A 14,077-nucleotide genomic window follows, 5' to 3' on the forward strand; every position below is an offset into this window, starting at 1 on the left:
ATATTTAGGAATTATTTGTTTTTGGCGTGATTGAATGTTTTTTCCTAAAAATGAATAAAGATAGACTACGCATAAAAGCGAACATGGATAAAGGGATGATTAAATTGATTAGGAGGAGAAATACATGCAAAAGCTTTGCAGGGAAGTCTGGATAGAAGTCAATCTTGATGCGATAAAAAGAAATATCGAAGCGATTCAAGCGCATATTCCAAGAAAAAGTAAGATCATGGCTGTCGTGAAGGCGAATGCTTATGGACACGGTTCAGTGGAGGTAGCACGGCAGGCACTGGAAAGCGGTGTGACGGAGCTCGCAGTTGCTAGCTTAGAGGAAGGCATTGTGCTGCGAAGAGCAAAAATTGAAGCGCCGATTTTGGTTCTTGGATTTACACCGCTCGATTGTGTGAAAAGGGCCGCAGCCTGGAGAATTGATCTCTCCGGCCTTCGAGAAGACTGGATTGCTCAAGCAAATGAGATCTTAGCGGAAGAAGAAAGCCAGCGCCGGCTTGGGATTCATGTCAATGTTGACACGGGGATGGGGCGATTAGGTGTACGGACAAAGGAAGAGCTGTTAGCGGTGGTGAAGGCGCTTGAAAAGAGTGAAAACCTGAGGTGGGATGGAATATTTACGCATTTCTCCACTGCGGATGAGCCTGAACCTGATTTCACGTTGCTGCAGCACAGCATCTTCATTGATTTTCTTCGGTTTTTGAAAGAAGAAGGGATCAAACTGCCGACCGTACATATGAACAATACAGCTGCTTCGATTGCGTTTCCTGAATTTAGCGCCGATATGATCCGGCTTGGTATCGGACTTTATGGATTGTATCCCTCGCAATACATTAAAAGCTTAGACGCTGTTCAGCTAGAGCCCGCTCTCAGTTTAAAAGCAAGGATTGCGTTCGTGAAGAAAATGGTGACAAAGCCAAGAACGGTCAGCTATGGGGCAACCTATGTGGCAAAGCCTGACGAAGTCATTGCGACCATACCGATTGGCTATGCAGATGGGTACTCGCGTGCTTTATCCAATCGAGGGTTTATGCTTTTCCGCGGAGAAAGAATGCCGATTGCGGGCCGAGTCACAATGGATATGACGATGATCAGCTTAGGAGAGATGAAAGCAAAGCAAGGCGAGGAAGTCGTCATTTATGGCCGTCAAAAGGGCGGAGAAATTTCTGTTGATGAAATTGCTGAAATGCTCAATACGATTAACTATGAAGTCATTGCAACAATAAGCCGCCGTGTTCCAAGGTTTTATCGTCGAGGCGGGAAGATAATTAAAATATCGACGCCGGTGATGTATGTGTGAAGGTAAGGACAGCATGAAAGTCCAAAAATCCCCCTTTATATGGAAAGGGGGATTTTGAGTTTCATGTCTTATTTCGGCTTAAGCTCGATACTCTTTATCTAAAATAAGAATTGGTTTAATCGTAGATCCATTTTTAGAATCTTCAAAAGCTTGTTCAATCTCTTCTAATTCGTAGAATTTTGCTAGTTTCTCAACTGGGAATTGTCCATTTTTAAAAAACTTGACTAGTTTAGGAATGAATAGTTGAGGAACGGCATCTCCTTCTATCACACCTTTTAGCGTGAGCGCATTGAGCATGAGATCATTTGTGACATTAAACGTTAAATCGCGTTTTCCTACTGCTACTGTTGCACAAGTTCCTTTGACACGCAGGCAGTGAAGGGCAGCTAGTGTGACTTCTGGTACTCCAGTTGTTTCAAATGAGTAATGTGCTCCTTTTCCTTCTGTGATTTCCTTTACTTTTTCAGCTGGATTCTCATGTTTACTGTTGATGACATGTGTTGCACCTAATTCTTTTGCTAGCTCAAGGCGGCTATCATGGATATCAACGGCAATAATCGGATCACAGCCTGCAATTTTTGCTGCCATTAACCCACTTAAACCAACAGCGCCTGTACCGAACACAACAATGCTTGTACCTGGAGCTGGAGCAAGTGAATTTAAGACAGTACCGCTCCCAGTCATTAAGCCGCAGCCGAATGGTCCTAAATAACGTAAATCAGTTTCTTTGTCTACTTTCACCACATTTTTCTCATCAACCGTTGCATATGTACCAAATGACGATTGACCAAAAAATTGTGATACATCTTGATGATCATGTGTATGGATAGGCGTTTCATTATGTTTATTGCGACCAGAAAAATTCAGTGGAATCATGTTTTCACATCCACCAGCGTTCCCGTCAAGACAATTATGGCAATGACCGCAATAAGCGAAACCTAGTACAACGTGGTCTCCTTCTTGAACGGTTGTGACATTAGAACCTGCTTTCACGACTATGCCAGAGCCTTCATGTCCTAATAAAGCAGGACGTGGGACAGGGAGCGTGCCATCTAATACAGTGGCATCCGTATGACAAACGCCAGATGCAACGATTTTGACAAGCACTTCATCTGCTTTTGGATCATCTAGTAATAGTGTTTGTTTCTCGAAATCTTTTTCATTTGTTGTGACCATCGCTTGAATTTCCATATCATGTGCCCTCACTTTTTGTATAGTATGATATTCTGAAGAAGTTAGATCAAATGTCACAAAAATTCATTTCTTTATGACTAAGTTGATTGTAGGACGAAAGATTTTCCGTTTCAATCAGCAAAAAATCTTTTTTGTATAGGTTTTCAACACAAATGAATTTATGTATCTCTAATCAACATTTTTTAAAAAGTGTCTAAAGGAGGGGCCCATGATCAAAAAAGAGGATCGCCGTGTTGAGCGAACAAAAGAAACACTTCGTCAAACATTCAAAATACTAGTAAAAGAAAAAGGATATTCGCATGTAAAAGTGAAGGATATTGTGGAAAAGGCAAACTATAATCGGACGACGTTTTATGTGCATTATGAAAGTAAAGATGAATTAGCAGCAGATGTTATTCATCGAGAAATGGTAGATTTCGAATATGAATTTTGTAAGCCGACTCGTGAAAATCCACTGTTGGATTTAACTCGCATGAAACCAGATGGCACCGATGTATTTCAATATATCGTTGAAAATCGCGACTATTATGATTTATTAGTGATGGAAGACCGAATTCCCCACATACAAGAAAAATTGCTTAAGAAAATACAATATATTTTCCAAAATAGAATGTCGTTTGTGAGTGATCAGTATGCAGAAATCAACGACAGTTATTTTGTCCAGTATCGTTCATACGGCATTTTTGGTTTTATCATTGAATGGATCAGAAATGACTACAATGCATCTCCCTCAGAAATGGCACGACGTATTATCAATTTATTATATATTCAATCCTCACTCATGATTCAGTTGAAAAATGAAGAAGCGATTATGAAAAGGTAATGTCATATAAAAGTGATATATGTAGAAAGATATTAATAGAAATAAGAGCGTCCTAAATTTATGACAGGCACAACGGTAAAAATTAAATTTTATTACAAATATGTCGATAAAAGGAGGGGAATTTAAGAGATGGAGGAAAGAAACGATGAAAAAAGGATTATTTTTAGTGCTTTTGACCATTTTTATGATGGTCACAATTCATCCGTTAAAAGCTCATGCAGCTGAGACAAATGGTTGGACGAAGCGAGCGGACTTACCGGAAGAGCGTATCGGAGCAAGTGTAGGTGTAGTTGACGGAAAAATATATGTATTCGGTGGAGCTAGCCAGCAGTCTAAGTTCAATGATTCAACATATATGTATGATCCTAAAACTGATTCGTGGACAGAAAAATCAGCGATGCCTAGGTCAAGAACAGGTGCTGCTTATGCGACAGTAGATAAAAAAATCTATGTCATTGGCGGTCTCTATGAAACGACTAAAACAGTTCATAGAACTATGGATGTTTATGATACAGAACTTGACCAATGGACAGAAGAACCGATTAAGATGCCTGATAAATTTATATATACATCCTATACAACAGGTGCCTTACGAGCTGTTACAGTTGGAGAAAAGATTTATATCGTATCCTCTTTATCATCCTATAAAGAAAATTTTTATTCCTATGATACGGTAAGTGGAGAGTGGGAATCTTTAGATAGTTCCCTATTAGTGAATCACCAAGGTAGAAGTATTTCAGAAATAAATGGGAAAATATATATTGCTGGTGGTGAGGCTAATGTTAGCCGAGGGAAAGATAAAGACATTTTAGAATATGATAGGTCGCAAGGGAAGTGGCAACGCTTAAAGGATGTTCAATTAAATTCTTTTGCCTATGAAGCTGCATTTGCGACATATAATCATAAACTATTTATCATTGGTGGACAGCAAATTGGAGATAGATCTAGCAAATTATTAAAACAAGTTCAAATATTTGATCCAAAAACTAGTCAAGTTAAAGATTCTTTATATGAAATCCCTGAAGGTAGAGTTGGATCTGTGGCAGTTATTGCTGATGATCAATTATATGTTATTGGTGGAAGAGACTATGCTGAATCAATTGGTAGTCATTCTGTCAAAAACAATTTTAAATCTGTTATCTCTATTCCATTAAAAGATCTGCAAAAAGTGTCAACGGATCAGGAGGAAACAAAACCAGATGATGGTACAACCGAAGAGCCGAAAGATCAGGATGGGACAAATCCAGGTGATGGCACAACAGAAGAACCGAAAGATCAGGATGGGACAAATCCAGGTGATGGCACAACAGAAGAGCCAAAAGATCAGGACGGAACAAAACCTGGTGATGGGTCAACCGAAGAGCCAAAAGATCAGGACGGAACAAAACCTGGTGATGGGTCAACCGAAGAACCGAAAGATCAGGATGGAACAAAGCCAGGGGAAGAATCAACAAAAGGTATACTTTCAATTACTATGATAAACGGACTGCAAAAGGATTATCTGCTCTCAATGAAAGAAATCAACAATTTTCTTAACTGGTACAAAGAAAGAAGCTTTGGAATTGGGATGAACTTTTATGAGATCAATGATGAACACAATAAAGGACCTTTCACAAGTAAGAAAGATTACGTGGTGTACCAAAATATCTTAATGTTTGATATCAAGCAATATTGATAAAATGAAAGCTGCTGATAATAGATTAGCAGCTTTTTATATTTTGTATTATTGTTAAAAATAGGATGAACATCATAAAAAAACAAGATATTTTTTTAAAAATCTGCTAAACATCCCATAACCACGTCCGATAATAGAATTGTCAGGGTTGATAAGCCCTAGAATAAAGGACTTTTTTCAGACAAGGACGTCTGTCAGGTCCCACATACATGGAGGTAATAGGAAATGAGAATTAACCACAATATCGCAGCACTTAACACATTAAACCGTTTGTCTGCAAACAACGGTGCGAGCCAAAAGAACATGGAGAAACTTTCTTCTGGTCTTAAAATCAACCGTGCAGGAGATGACGCAGCAGGTCTTGCAATCTCTGAAAAAATGCGTGGACAAATCCGCGGATTAGAAATGGCTTCTAAAAACGCACAAGACGGTATCTCTCTTATCCAAATCGCAGAAGGTGCATTGACTGAAACTCACTCAATCCTTCAACGTGTACGTGAGCTTGTTGTTCAAGCTGGAAACACTGGTACACAAGATGATACAGATCTTGGTGCAATTCAAGAAGAAATTAATAACCTTGTCCAAGAAATTGGTAACGGATCTAACAAGAATGGTATCTCTGACCGTACAGAATTTAACGGTAAAAAATTGTTGAATGGCGATTTCGCTGACGGTACAGCTACTCTGACTTTCCAAATTGGTGCAAACAAAGCACAAAAATTAGATGTTAACATCGAAGCAATGTCTTCTGATGCTCTAGGTGCTACTGATGCATCTGGCGCACTTGTAACTGGTCAAGCTGTATCTGACCTTGATGTAACACAATTTACTGCTGCTACACCAACTCTTACATTTGATCAACAATTAGACATCGTTGATGGCGCTATTAAACAAGTTTCAGATCAACGTTCTAAACTTGGTGCAGTTCAAAACCGTCTAGAGCACACAATCAACAACCTTGGTGCTTCTGGTGAAAACTTAACAGCTGCTGAGTCTCGTATCCGTGACGTTGACATGGCGAAAGAAATGAGTGAGTTCACGAAGAACAACATTCTTTCTCAAGCTTCTCAAGCAATGCTTGCACAAGCGAACCAACAGCCACAAAACGTACTTCAATTACTACGTTAATGAAAAGCCCCTTGAGGGGGCTTTTTTTTATGCTCTTTTTTCTTCGTTTTTTCTCCTCCTCCTTACTTATGATTCTTAAATCCCTCTGATAAATCATGAAAAATGACCTTTAAATTTGTCATACTCTAGCGAAACGATCATAATGAATAAGACTTTTTCCTTATTTATTCCTTTTTTGTTAAACATATTCCATTAAAGTTCGATAAATGGATTGTAAGGCTTACAAAAAAATTCTAATTTAGAACTTTTGGACATGGATGTCTAATTGGTTCAAACACATGGAGGTCATTTAATATGAGAATTAACCACAATATCGCAGCACTTAACACACTGAACCGTTTGTCTGCAAATAATGGAGCAGGGCAAAAGAACATGGAGAAGCTTTCTTCTGGTCTTCGTATCAACCGTGCAGGAGATGACGCAGCAGGTCTTGCGATCTCTGAAAAAATGCGTGGACAAATCCGGGGGTTAGAAATGGCATCTAAAAACGCACAAGATGGTATTTCTCTTATTCAAACAGCTGAAGGTGCATTAACTGAAACACATGCGATTCTTCAACGTATGCGTGAATTGACAGTTCAAGCGGGTAACGTAGGTACACAGCAGACTGAGGATTTAACGGCGATTCAAGATGAGATTAAAGCACTTGTTGAAGAGATTGATGGTATCTCAAGCCGCACAGCATTTAACGGAAAGAACCTTTTAAATGGAGATGTTACAGACGGATTCCAATTCCAAATTGGTGCGAACAAGGAACAACATATTATTGTTGAAATTGGTAAAATGGATGCAGAAACATTAACAGTTAAAGATATTGATGTAAGTGTTGATGGCTTCAATTTCGATACTGAAATTGAAAAAATCGATGCGGCAATCGGCGCTGTATCTAAACAACGTTCATCACTTGGTGCAGTCCAAAACCGTCTAGAGCACACAATCAACAACCTTAGCGCTTCTGCTGAAAACTTAACAGCTGCTGAGTCTCGTATTCGTGACGTTGATATGGCGAAAGAAATGAGTGAGTTCACAAAGAACAACATTCTTTCTCAAGCTTCTCAAGCAATGCTTGCACAAGCGAACCAACAGCCACAAAACGTACTTCAATTATTACGTTAATTAAAAGCCCCCTTTGAGGGGCTTTTTTTATGTTGATTTTAGCAACAGATGTAATTGAAAATCTGGAACAGCTTCATAGAAGAAAGCTCGATTTAATTCATCATTTTTTTGATTCCACCTATGCCACCAGTTGCGGACCTCACCAGTGGAGTCAGCTTGAATCATGTCTTGCAGCTGCTCTAGGTTGATGATTTTTCTCGGTTCTATTAAGAATGAATGCATACGATGATACGCCTCAAGGCATTTAGGTTGTTTTGTTTGAACGGCATATTGTACATAATAATTGAAAAATTCTTGTACAAATGTCAGATGGGGAATGGGGGTTCCTTTTAATTCGACGCCTTCCCAAGCCATATCCGCAATTGCACAAAGCCACCAGCCAAGCTCATTGGCGTGCTGCATTTGTTGTAAGGTATGCCGTTCAAAAGAAATAAGCCCATCTTCTTGTGCTTGTTTGAGCATACGCTCAAGTGTCTGTGCCTCAAGAGCTGCCTTTGTCATTCCCTGACCATGTATTGGATCTAATGTGGATAAGGCATCACCCATGACCAATAAGCCGCTTGGCCAATCTTCCATTTGTTCATAGTGGTTTCTGACACAAGCCGGAACTCTAAATCCTTTTGGTTTCGTATAGGGAATTAAATGAGTGATGGCTTCTGCTATCGAGGGATTGGTCAGCCTAGCGGTCTCTGCATCAAACTGATCAGCGTCTGTTGTTGGATAATGAGAACCGCCAGCTGCTGAGAGAAGAACCGCTACTAAATCATGATCTACTCGTTCAAACAGTCCTGTTGGAATTTTCTTATTTGGCTGTCCAACGATGACCATTGGTTCCAGATTCGGTGCCTCAGGTGGTATTTGGTAGTATCTTGTGCTATAGCCAAGAGACACGATCAGCTCATCTGTCTGCGGCAAGGTTCGCCCTGCGCTTTTCAGCCATTTTGGCAATTTAGACATTCTTCCAGACGTATCAATGACTATGTCCGCACTCATTTTGTTGATGATTCCAGGCTTTATCCTCCGATCTTTGACCTGTAATCCACTCACTTTAGTCGTTTCTTCTTCAAAAAGAAGAGCGATCGCTTCATGTTTTTCTAAAAATTGAACACGTTCCTCACGTAACATTCTTTGCATCAGCACCCACTCTAGCATGGCACGTCGTGTGACAGCTGTTTCTTCAGTATCGGTGAGTATTAACTCGCCATCTTTTGTCATAAATCGAGATGTCTGATGCCATGTGTTGTACCCGCCCATTTCGAGTAATTCTTTTGTATAACCAGGAAATAGACGTTCCACTATTTGTTTGCCTAGTGGCAGCATTCTATGTGGATGAAAGGCTTGAGGCGTGCCAAGACGATTCTCAGGAGCGTCGGGCAATTCGTCCTTTTCAATAATCAATACTTCAAGGTAAAAACTTGATAAAACCTTTGCAGCGAGCATTCCCGTTATTCCGCCTCCGATGACGATCGCCCGCTCATACTTCATGGGTTGTGTCACAACATGCGCCTCCAGTGAATATATAAAATGGTTACATGACCATTTCATCATATGTTGATTTTATAAGTATAGCAAATTCTCGTTTTTTTGAATATAGAAAGGAATTGGCATACTTTTTACTCGTAAATATGAAAAAAACTTCAATCTTGATCATTATTTTTAAAAAATAATAATCAAATTTAAGAGGAATGACCGATAAATACATTAAGGGGGTAGAGAGAATGGATATACTACAGAGTATTGTAACAGCAGCACCTTATATGATGAAGATTTTAAAAGATGAAGTGACGATGGGGGTCATTGATCGAGAAAAATTCTTGCTGTATTTGCCATCAAAAGATGTGGATTTTCAAATACGGACAGGAGATCCCATTAAACCAGATGATCAGAATATGAAAAATGCGCTTAGAGGTGAAACATCAAGTACATTTGTACCTGAATCGGTGTATGGGACGCCTTTAAATGCAATGGGATTGCCGATTTTCGATGAAAATCAACAAGTCATTGGTGCAATCGCTTTAGGTTTTCCACTTAAAAATCAAATAGAGCTTGAGGCGTATATGGAGTCATTGAACGACATCATTCAAAGTATTCAAGAAAAAGTACATGTGGTGGCGGCTCATTCAGAAGAGCTCTCTGCGACAAGTGAGGAAATGACATTCCAAACACAGCAAACACTTGAAAGCTCGAAAAAAACTTCAGATATTACAAAAATGATCAAAGGTATCTCTAAGCAAACGAGTTTGCTAGGGTTGAATGCTTCAATTGAAGCGGCCAGGGCAGGAAAAGAGGGAGCGGGTTTTAGTGTGGTAGCGAGCGAGGTTCAAAAGCTATCAAGCGAAACCTCACGTGCAACAGAAAACATAGAAAGCTCATTGCAAGGGATTTCCTCTAATATACATACATTACTTGAGAGTATGGGCCATATGAAAGGGTCATCTTCAGAACAAGCTTTATTAGTGACGGAGTTTAGTGAAATTGTAGACAGGTTGACGACGGTTAGCAAAGAAATGAAAGAATTTATGCAAAAGGTGATGTCAACGTAAAAAACGAATCCAAAAAGGGTTCGTTTTTTTGCTGGCTCGTTATTTTCTATTTTTCTGATCAAAGCGATAATCGTATGTTTCACCTTTGACCACATTTAAAAACTCATGTCCAATTTGAACGAGCTGTGCATTTTCCCATTTGATCAGAGGATCTTTATCAGGGTACTTCCAGTAGATTGTTTTTTTGTGATGGGTGAGTTTGTTTTCAATTTCTGCTCTGACCGCATTCTCTTTTAGTTTTCCTCCGCTATGTCGATATGTGTTAATGGTATAGGTTCCATCAGGTGATGATATCGAGCGGATGAATGTTCCGTGAGACACGCCTTGAAGAGAGAAGCATTTCCAGTAAATAATTCCGGCGAAGCTAAGACATAAGATGGCAAGGATGATGGTGGTTTTCTTTTTAAACATGAATTCCTCCAGGTGTAGATCGCAATATTCTAATATATGAGAGAGATTACAAAAAGATTCATATAGTCCAAAAGTTCTATTCATTTCAATTATCGGTCATTTTTTCTCAACATTCAACAGTTAGCCCGTAAAGATAAGGAAAATTTAAGGATGCATTCAGATCACACTGGTTATTCGAAAACACTTTACAAAAGAATTTGCGATCAGTAGACTTATGCTCATATAGAGAAATGGGGCAGATGGAATGAATCAAATCATAGATACGTATCAAAATTATGAAGAGCTTTCCGCTCATGAAAGAAAAGGGATCGACTATCAGATTCTTCATCAGCGGAAAGGGGATCAGCTTCTCGTCCTGTCACCTCATGCGGGAGGGATTGAATCTGGCGTGAGCGAGCTGGTCCATGAAGTAGCAACCGATTATTCTATGTATTTATTCGAGGGCCTTAAAGTGAAAGGCAATCATGTTCTTCATATTACGAGCACACGTTTTGATGAGCCGATTTGTCTTTCTCAAGTGCATACACATCATTATACGTTTGCACTCCACGGCTATGGAGAAACAGACGTCCTACAAACTTTAGTTGGCGGTACCGACAGGGAAAAAGCTGCTGAAACAGTGAAGTATCTCACACAAAATGGCTTCCATGCCTTACTTTTATCTGAATCGGATCAATTTGCTGGAACACATCCTCAAAATATTAATAATCAATGCCTCACAGGAAAAAGTGTTCAAATTGAAATTAGCCAAGCTCAGAGAAGAGCTTTCTTTCAAGACTTTAGGCGGAGCCGTAGGCGTGATACACAAACCGAACAATTTTATCAATACACAAATGTACTGAAACAAGTGTTAAGCCTTTATGAATAAACTTCTGACGTCACGTGTGCAGACGCTTTTGTTTGATACGCAGCTTCATTTTCTGCGACCTTGCCTGCTCTCATTAAATAAGAAGTGAATTCTTTTTGAAATTGAATGCCGGCTCTTCGCTGTTCAAATAGAGCAAGCCGTTTTTCAGCAAAATCCCGAGTGACATGAAATGTTTGAGCAATATGCAAAATGGCTTGCTGCCTAAGGTTTGGGAGCGTCATTTGCAGCAGCATAAAAGTCGGAACACAAAAGTGATACATGAATTGTTTTGCTTGAAACTCTTGCAGTTCTCGAAAGAGCTTGTGCATGTTAAAGTGGTTGCCTGTATGCTTCAGCACATGACAAAGCTCGTGGGCGAAATCTTGCCACTGTTCTTCTGACGATAAGGCTCTGTTTAAAATAATACTGTAAAGACCTTGATGTTTGATCATCATGCTGCCAGTATCCTCGTAGTGTACCCATACATGAAATTCAGCGGCGATCCTATGCATGTCTACATAGGCAGGACCGCTTATTTGCAGTTGAGTGTATAACCGTTTAATATCTTCTTCTAAATGGGTTAAAAAATAAGTCATGTCAAAACCTCCATACAAACGTATGTTCTATTTTTGCCGTAAAAGAAAAGTCCATATAGGACTAAATGGCTAATAAAGCTATCGCTTACTTTTTATATCGGCTTGTTTTTAACAATTTTAACATAAAATCAAAGAAAATTGGAAGTTTTTCCTGTTTTTTATTCTATTTTTTTATATTTTACAAAGATAAAACGGCGATTGAATTCAAATTTTACCATAGTCTTATGACGAAAACAAACAAATTTGTCTTACGTTTGCCACCGATTGATGAGCAAGATCAAACATCAATTTAACAAAAAGGAGTGCAAAACATGGTACAAATTTATCAAGATTTTATTCCAGTTGGAAACGGAAATCGGCCAGGATATGCTATGACGCCGCTTTATGTAACTGTGCATAACACAGCCAATACATCTAAGGGAGCTGACGCAAAAAGTCACGCAGCATATGTCAAACGCTCAACAACAGAGGTAAGCTGGCACTTTACAGTGGATGACAAGGAAATTTTTCAGCATCTCCCTTTAAATGAAAATGGATGGCATGCTGGGGATGGACATGGAGATGGCAACCGAAAATCGATTGGCATTGAAATTTGTGAAAATGAGGATGGAAACTTTCAACAAGCTGTCAAACATGCCCAGTGGCTTATTCAAAAGCTTTTAAAAGAACATGGCATTCCATTAGCAAATGTGGTGACGCATCAGCATTGGTCAGGAAAAACATGTCCACGTCTGCTGCTAGCTACATGGGATGAATTTAAAAGAGGAATTGAGACTGCAGGTGATCCGGAAACGGTTATCACATATGTGGTGAAAAGCGGGGATACGCTAACGAGTATTGCCAAAGCCCATGGTGTCACAGTGAGTGATTTACAGACATGGAATCAGATTAGTGACCCGAACATGATTCGAGTTGGACAAGTTCTCAAGATTTATCATGCAGAAGAAAAGCTCAGTTATGAACTGCCAGATGGGGTGTTAAAGGTGACATCACCTCTGACAAAGGGGGAGCATGTACGTCTCGTCCAAAAAGCGCTGGCTGCTGTGTATTTTTATCCTGACAAAACAGCTGTAGATAAGGGCATTGATGGCGTTTATGGGGAAAAAACAGCCAATGCCGTCGCGCGATTTCAACTGATGAATGGTCTAACAAGTGATGGAGTATACGGTCCTAAAACAAAAGTGAAGTTGCTTCAACTATTAAATCAGTGAGTCTTTCTTTTTGGCCGCTTGAATGACGGCTTCACTTTTTTCATGTAATCGGCAGACATAAGGGGATGGCTTAAATTCAGCAAACTGAACATACCTCAATTGTTTAAGTTTCTTTTTCATATTGGCACCTCAATCGTTGCAGCAGTTGGTTTTATTGTATGCAAGTAGATGTGAAAACGGAAGTAGGACGCGGATGAAGTTCCGCGTCCTTTAGTGTAATCAAGCTTTTTTATTTTTATACTCATCTAGGAGCTGTTCATTCTTTTTGAAAATACGCTCCGTATGGGGACTTACTTTGTAATCAGCCATACTAATATGGCGCTTTTTCTTTAAAATCTTAAATGGGTTTTTCTTGCGATTGTTATTATCCCCTTGAAGTGCGTGTTCCATCTTCATCACCTTCCTCTTCGTCAGGCAAGATTAGGTCATAAATCGTTGTAAGTGAAGTCATTAATAAATAGTCGAATTCAGTGACAATTTCCTCAGAGGTCAGCTTAATCACAAAGTGTGCATCCGCTACTGAAAACGGGATGAGAACCAATTTGCCGAAATCATCGTAATACACTTCCTGCCTGTCAAGCTTTGCTTGAATGAGCGCTCTCTGATCAAGTGTCCGCAGCAAGTCATCTTTTTGCTCCTGCGTATCATAAGGACAAAGAACTGCTTGAATATTCATTTTTTCTGCAAAAGAATAGATCAGTCGTTCAATTCCCTCTATATAAGCTTCTATACTTCCATAATATACATGGATCGGTTCATTTTTCAATAGGTATTGGTACGTTTTTAGTTTATTGAGGTAAGAATGAAGCAGGTCGTTATTTTGTTCTAGGAGTTGATGGGTGTCGGTTTCAAGTTCATGATTTCCGAGTTTTTTTATATAGGAGCTGAGGAAAATAAAGGCATCAGTTAATGCGAAAAAAACAGCAATAATCAGGTAGTGCATCCAATCGGTGAAAATTGAAGCAGGGTCATTTGTCCAGTACACAACAGCACCCGCTACATAAATCCAATACCACGTTTTACGAATCGCAAACATCTTTTCTTTTACTTTTTGTTCAAAGCGCCATACCGCAAATACATATACAGCAAGAGCACCTAGCAATAACCAAACAGTCAATTGAAAAAATAATAGCATGTTCTTCTCTCCCATAGACAGATGGATACTTATTTATTTCTATGGATATGTTTGGAAACCCTGCTTCATGAAAAAATGGCTTGCAGAAAAAG

The 14,077-nt window shown here is 39.3% G+C and carries 15 protein-coding genes; 8 read left to right on the forward strand and 7 right to left on the reverse strand.

The genetic code is table 11. From position 1 onward, the window contains the following. Nucleotides 1-124 precede the first annotated feature (124 nt). Nucleotides 125-1,306 (forward strand): alanine racemase, encoded by a 1,182-nt coding sequence (alr, locus tag MHH31_RS06020; RefSeq protein WP_058337458.1) that lies wholly within the window; start codon nucleotides 125-127, stop codon nucleotides 1,304-1,306. A 78-nt stretch (nucleotides 1,307-1,384) separates the two neighbouring features. Here the strand turns inward: alr and MHH31_RS06025 are convergent, their stop codons facing one another. Next, on the reverse strand, nucleotides 1,385-2,497 hold the full coding sequence (locus MHH31_RS06025; protein WP_058337457.1) for an NAD(P)-dependent alcohol dehydrogenase: 1,113 nt from the start codon (nucleotides 2,495-2,497) through the stop codon (nucleotides 1,385-1,387). 211 nt (nucleotides 2,498-2,708) lie between these two features. Here MHH31_RS06025 and MHH31_RS06030 point away from each other — a divergent pair, with 211 nt between their 5' ends. The 4 genes from MHH31_RS06030 (at nucleotide 2,709) to hag (MHH31_RS06045) (ending at nucleotide 7,242) form a co-directional block, all read left to right on the forward strand. Next, nucleotides 2,709-3,323, forward strand: coding sequence for a TetR/AcrR family transcriptional regulator (locus MHH31_RS06030; protein ID WP_058337456.1), 615 nt, complete (start codon nucleotides 2,709-2,711; stop codon nucleotides 3,321-3,323). A 145-nt stretch (nucleotides 3,324-3,468) separates the two neighbouring features. After that, nucleotides 3,469-4,998, forward strand: a complete 1,530-nt coding sequence (locus MHH31_RS06035; RefSeq protein WP_058337455.1) for a kelch repeat-containing protein — start codon at nucleotides 3,469-3,471, stop codon at nucleotides 4,996-4,998. Between the two features lie 225 nt (nucleotides 4,999-5,223). Continuing rightward, nucleotides 5,224-6,126 (forward strand): flagellin Hag, encoded by a 903-nt coding sequence (hag, locus tag MHH31_RS06040; RefSeq protein ID WP_058337454.1) that lies wholly within the window; start codon nucleotides 5,224-5,226, stop codon nucleotides 6,124-6,126. A gap of 294 nt (nucleotides 6,127-6,420) precedes the next feature. Next, nucleotides 6,421-7,242, forward strand: coding sequence for a flagellin Hag (gene hag, locus MHH31_RS06045; protein ID WP_024719584.1), 822 nt, complete (start codon nucleotides 6,421-6,423; stop codon nucleotides 7,240-7,242). Between the two features lie 27 nt (nucleotides 7,243-7,269). On the opposite strand, the gene MHH31_RS06050 is transcribed toward hag (MHH31_RS06045), so the two are convergent. Beyond that, nucleotides 7,270-8,739: an FAD-dependent monooxygenase gene (locus MHH31_RS06050; protein ID WP_342495376.1), complete on the reverse strand. Its 1,470-nt coding sequence runs from the start codon at nucleotides 8,737-8,739 to the stop codon at nucleotides 7,270-7,272. A gap of 221 nt (nucleotides 8,740-8,960) precedes the next feature. Between MHH31_RS06050 and MHH31_RS06055 the strand changes: the two genes are divergently transcribed. Beyond that, nucleotides 8,961-9,785 (forward strand): methyl-accepting chemotaxis protein, encoded by an 825-nt coding sequence (locus MHH31_RS06055; RefSeq protein ID WP_019743472.1) that lies wholly within the window; start codon nucleotides 8,961-8,963, stop codon nucleotides 9,783-9,785. 39 nt (nucleotides 9,786-9,824) lie between these two features. Here MHH31_RS06055 and MHH31_RS06060 read toward each other — a convergent pair whose 3' ends face one another. Further along, a complete protein-coding gene (locus MHH31_RS06060) occupies nucleotides 9,825-10,196 on the reverse strand; it encodes a DUF5412 domain-containing protein (protein ID WP_017359605.1) in 372 nt (123 codons plus the stop codon). Between the two features lie 244 nt (nucleotides 10,197-10,440). On the opposite strand from MHH31_RS06060, the gene MHH31_RS06065 reads away from it, so the two are divergent. Further along, nucleotides 10,441-11,064 carry a poly-gamma-glutamate hydrolase family protein gene (locus MHH31_RS06065; protein ID WP_024719586.1) on the forward strand — a complete coding sequence of 208 codons (624 nt, stop codon included), beginning with the start codon at nucleotides 10,441-10,443 and terminating at the stop codon, nucleotides 11,062-11,064. Here the strand turns inward: MHH31_RS06065 and MHH31_RS06070 are convergent. Continuing rightward, the gene (locus MHH31_RS06070) at nucleotides 11,055-11,639 is read right to left on the reverse strand and encodes an ImmA/IrrE family metallo-endopeptidase (protein ID WP_041507425.1); all 585 of its coding nucleotides are present in this window, start codon (nucleotides 11,637-11,639) and stop codon (nucleotides 11,055-11,057) included. The two genes, MHH31_RS06065 and MHH31_RS06070, sit on opposite strands and share 10 nt — an antisense overlap. Nucleotides 11,640-11,950: 311 nt before the next feature. Between MHH31_RS06070 and MHH31_RS06075 the strand changes: the two genes are divergently transcribed. Continuing rightward, nucleotides 11,951-12,850: an N-acetylmuramoyl-L-alanine amidase gene (locus MHH31_RS06075; RefSeq protein ID WP_017359601.1), complete on the forward strand. Its 900-nt coding sequence runs from the start codon at nucleotides 11,951-11,953 to the stop codon at nucleotides 12,848-12,850. Here MHH31_RS06075 and MHH31_RS06080 read toward each other — a convergent pair. The 3 genes from MHH31_RS06080 to MHH31_RS06090 all read right to left on the reverse strand — a co-directional run bounded on the left by MHH31_RS06080 (nucleotide 12,839) and on the right by MHH31_RS06090 (nucleotide 13,985). Next, nucleotides 12,839-12,970: a hypothetical protein gene (locus tag MHH31_RS06080; RefSeq protein WP_255290884.1), complete on the reverse strand. Its 132-nt coding sequence runs from the start codon at nucleotides 12,968-12,970 to the stop codon at nucleotides 12,839-12,841. The two genes, MHH31_RS06075 and MHH31_RS06080, sit on opposite strands and share 12 nt — an antisense overlap. Nucleotides 12,971-13,069: 99 nt before the next feature. Beyond that, nucleotides 13,070-13,246, reverse strand: a complete 177-nt coding sequence (locus MHH31_RS06085; protein ID WP_008346289.1) for a type II toxin-antitoxin system SpoIISB family antitoxin — start codon at nucleotides 13,244-13,246, stop codon at nucleotides 13,070-13,072. Continuing rightward, complete coding sequence (locus MHH31_RS06090; RefSeq protein ID WP_017359599.1) at nucleotides 13,215-13,985, reverse strand: type II toxin-antitoxin system SpoIISA family toxin; 771 nt, start codon at nucleotides 13,983-13,985, stop codon at nucleotides 13,215-13,217. Before MHH31_RS06090 ends, MHH31_RS06085 begins: the two co-directional genes overlap by 32 nt. Nucleotides 13,986-14,077: the final 92 nt, after the last annotated feature.

Source organism: Bacillus sp. FSL K6-1033 (assembly GCF_038630765.1).
GTDB lineage: Bacteria > Bacillota > Bacilli > Bacillales > Bacillaceae > Bacillus > Bacillus altitudinis.

Excerpts from the sequence above, each read along its gene's own strand:
- MHH31_RS06060 (WP_017359605.1), bottom strand. The coding sequence starts at position 10,196 with ATGTTTAAAAAGAAAACCACCATCATCCTTGCCATCTTATGTCTTAGC.
- MHH31_RS06030 (WP_058337456.1), top strand. The coding sequence starts at position 2,709 with ATGATCAAAAAAGAGGATCGCCGTGTTGAGCGAACAAAAGAAACACTT.
- MHH31_RS06075 (WP_017359601.1), top strand. The coding sequence starts at position 11,951 with ATGGTACAAATTTATCAAGATTTTATTCCAGTTGGAAACGGAAATCGG.
- MHH31_RS06065 (WP_024719586.1), top strand. The coding sequence starts at position 10,441 with ATGAATCAAATCATAGATACGTATCAAAATTATGAAGAGCTTTCCGCT.
- MHH31_RS06055 (WP_019743472.1), top strand. The coding sequence starts at position 8,961 with ATGGATATACTACAGAGTATTGTAACAGCAGCACCTTATATGATGAAG.
- MHH31_RS06085 (WP_008346289.1), bottom strand. The coding sequence starts at position 13,246 with ATGAAGATGGAACACGCACTTCAAGGGGATAATAACAATCGCAAGAAA.
- alr (WP_058337458.1), top strand. The coding sequence starts at position 125 with ATGCAAAAGCTTTGCAGGGAAGTCTGGATAGAAGTCAATCTTGATGCG.
- hag (WP_024719584.1), top strand. The coding sequence starts at position 6,421 with ATGAGAATTAACCACAATATCGCAGCACTTAACACACTGAACCGTTTG.
- MHH31_RS06090 (WP_017359599.1), bottom strand. The coding sequence starts at position 13,985 with ATGCTATTATTTTTTCAATTGACTGTTTGGTTATTGCTAGGTGCTCTT.
- MHH31_RS06025 (WP_058337457.1), bottom strand. The coding sequence starts at position 2,497 with ATGGAAATTCAAGCGATGGTCACAACAAATGAAAAAGATTTCGAGAAA.
- hag (WP_058337454.1), top strand. The coding sequence starts at position 5,224 with ATGAGAATTAACCACAATATCGCAGCACTTAACACATTAAACCGTTTG.
- MHH31_RS06080 (WP_255290884.1), bottom strand. The coding sequence starts at position 12,970 with ATGAAAAAGAAACTTAAACAATTGAGGTATGTTCAGTTTGCTGAATTT.
- MHH31_RS06035 (WP_058337455.1), top strand. The coding sequence starts at position 3,469 with ATGAAAAAAGGATTATTTTTAGTGCTTTTGACCATTTTTATGATGGTC.
- MHH31_RS06070 (WP_041507425.1), bottom strand. The coding sequence starts at position 11,639 with ATGACTTATTTTTTAACCCATTTAGAAGAAGATATTAAACGGTTATAC.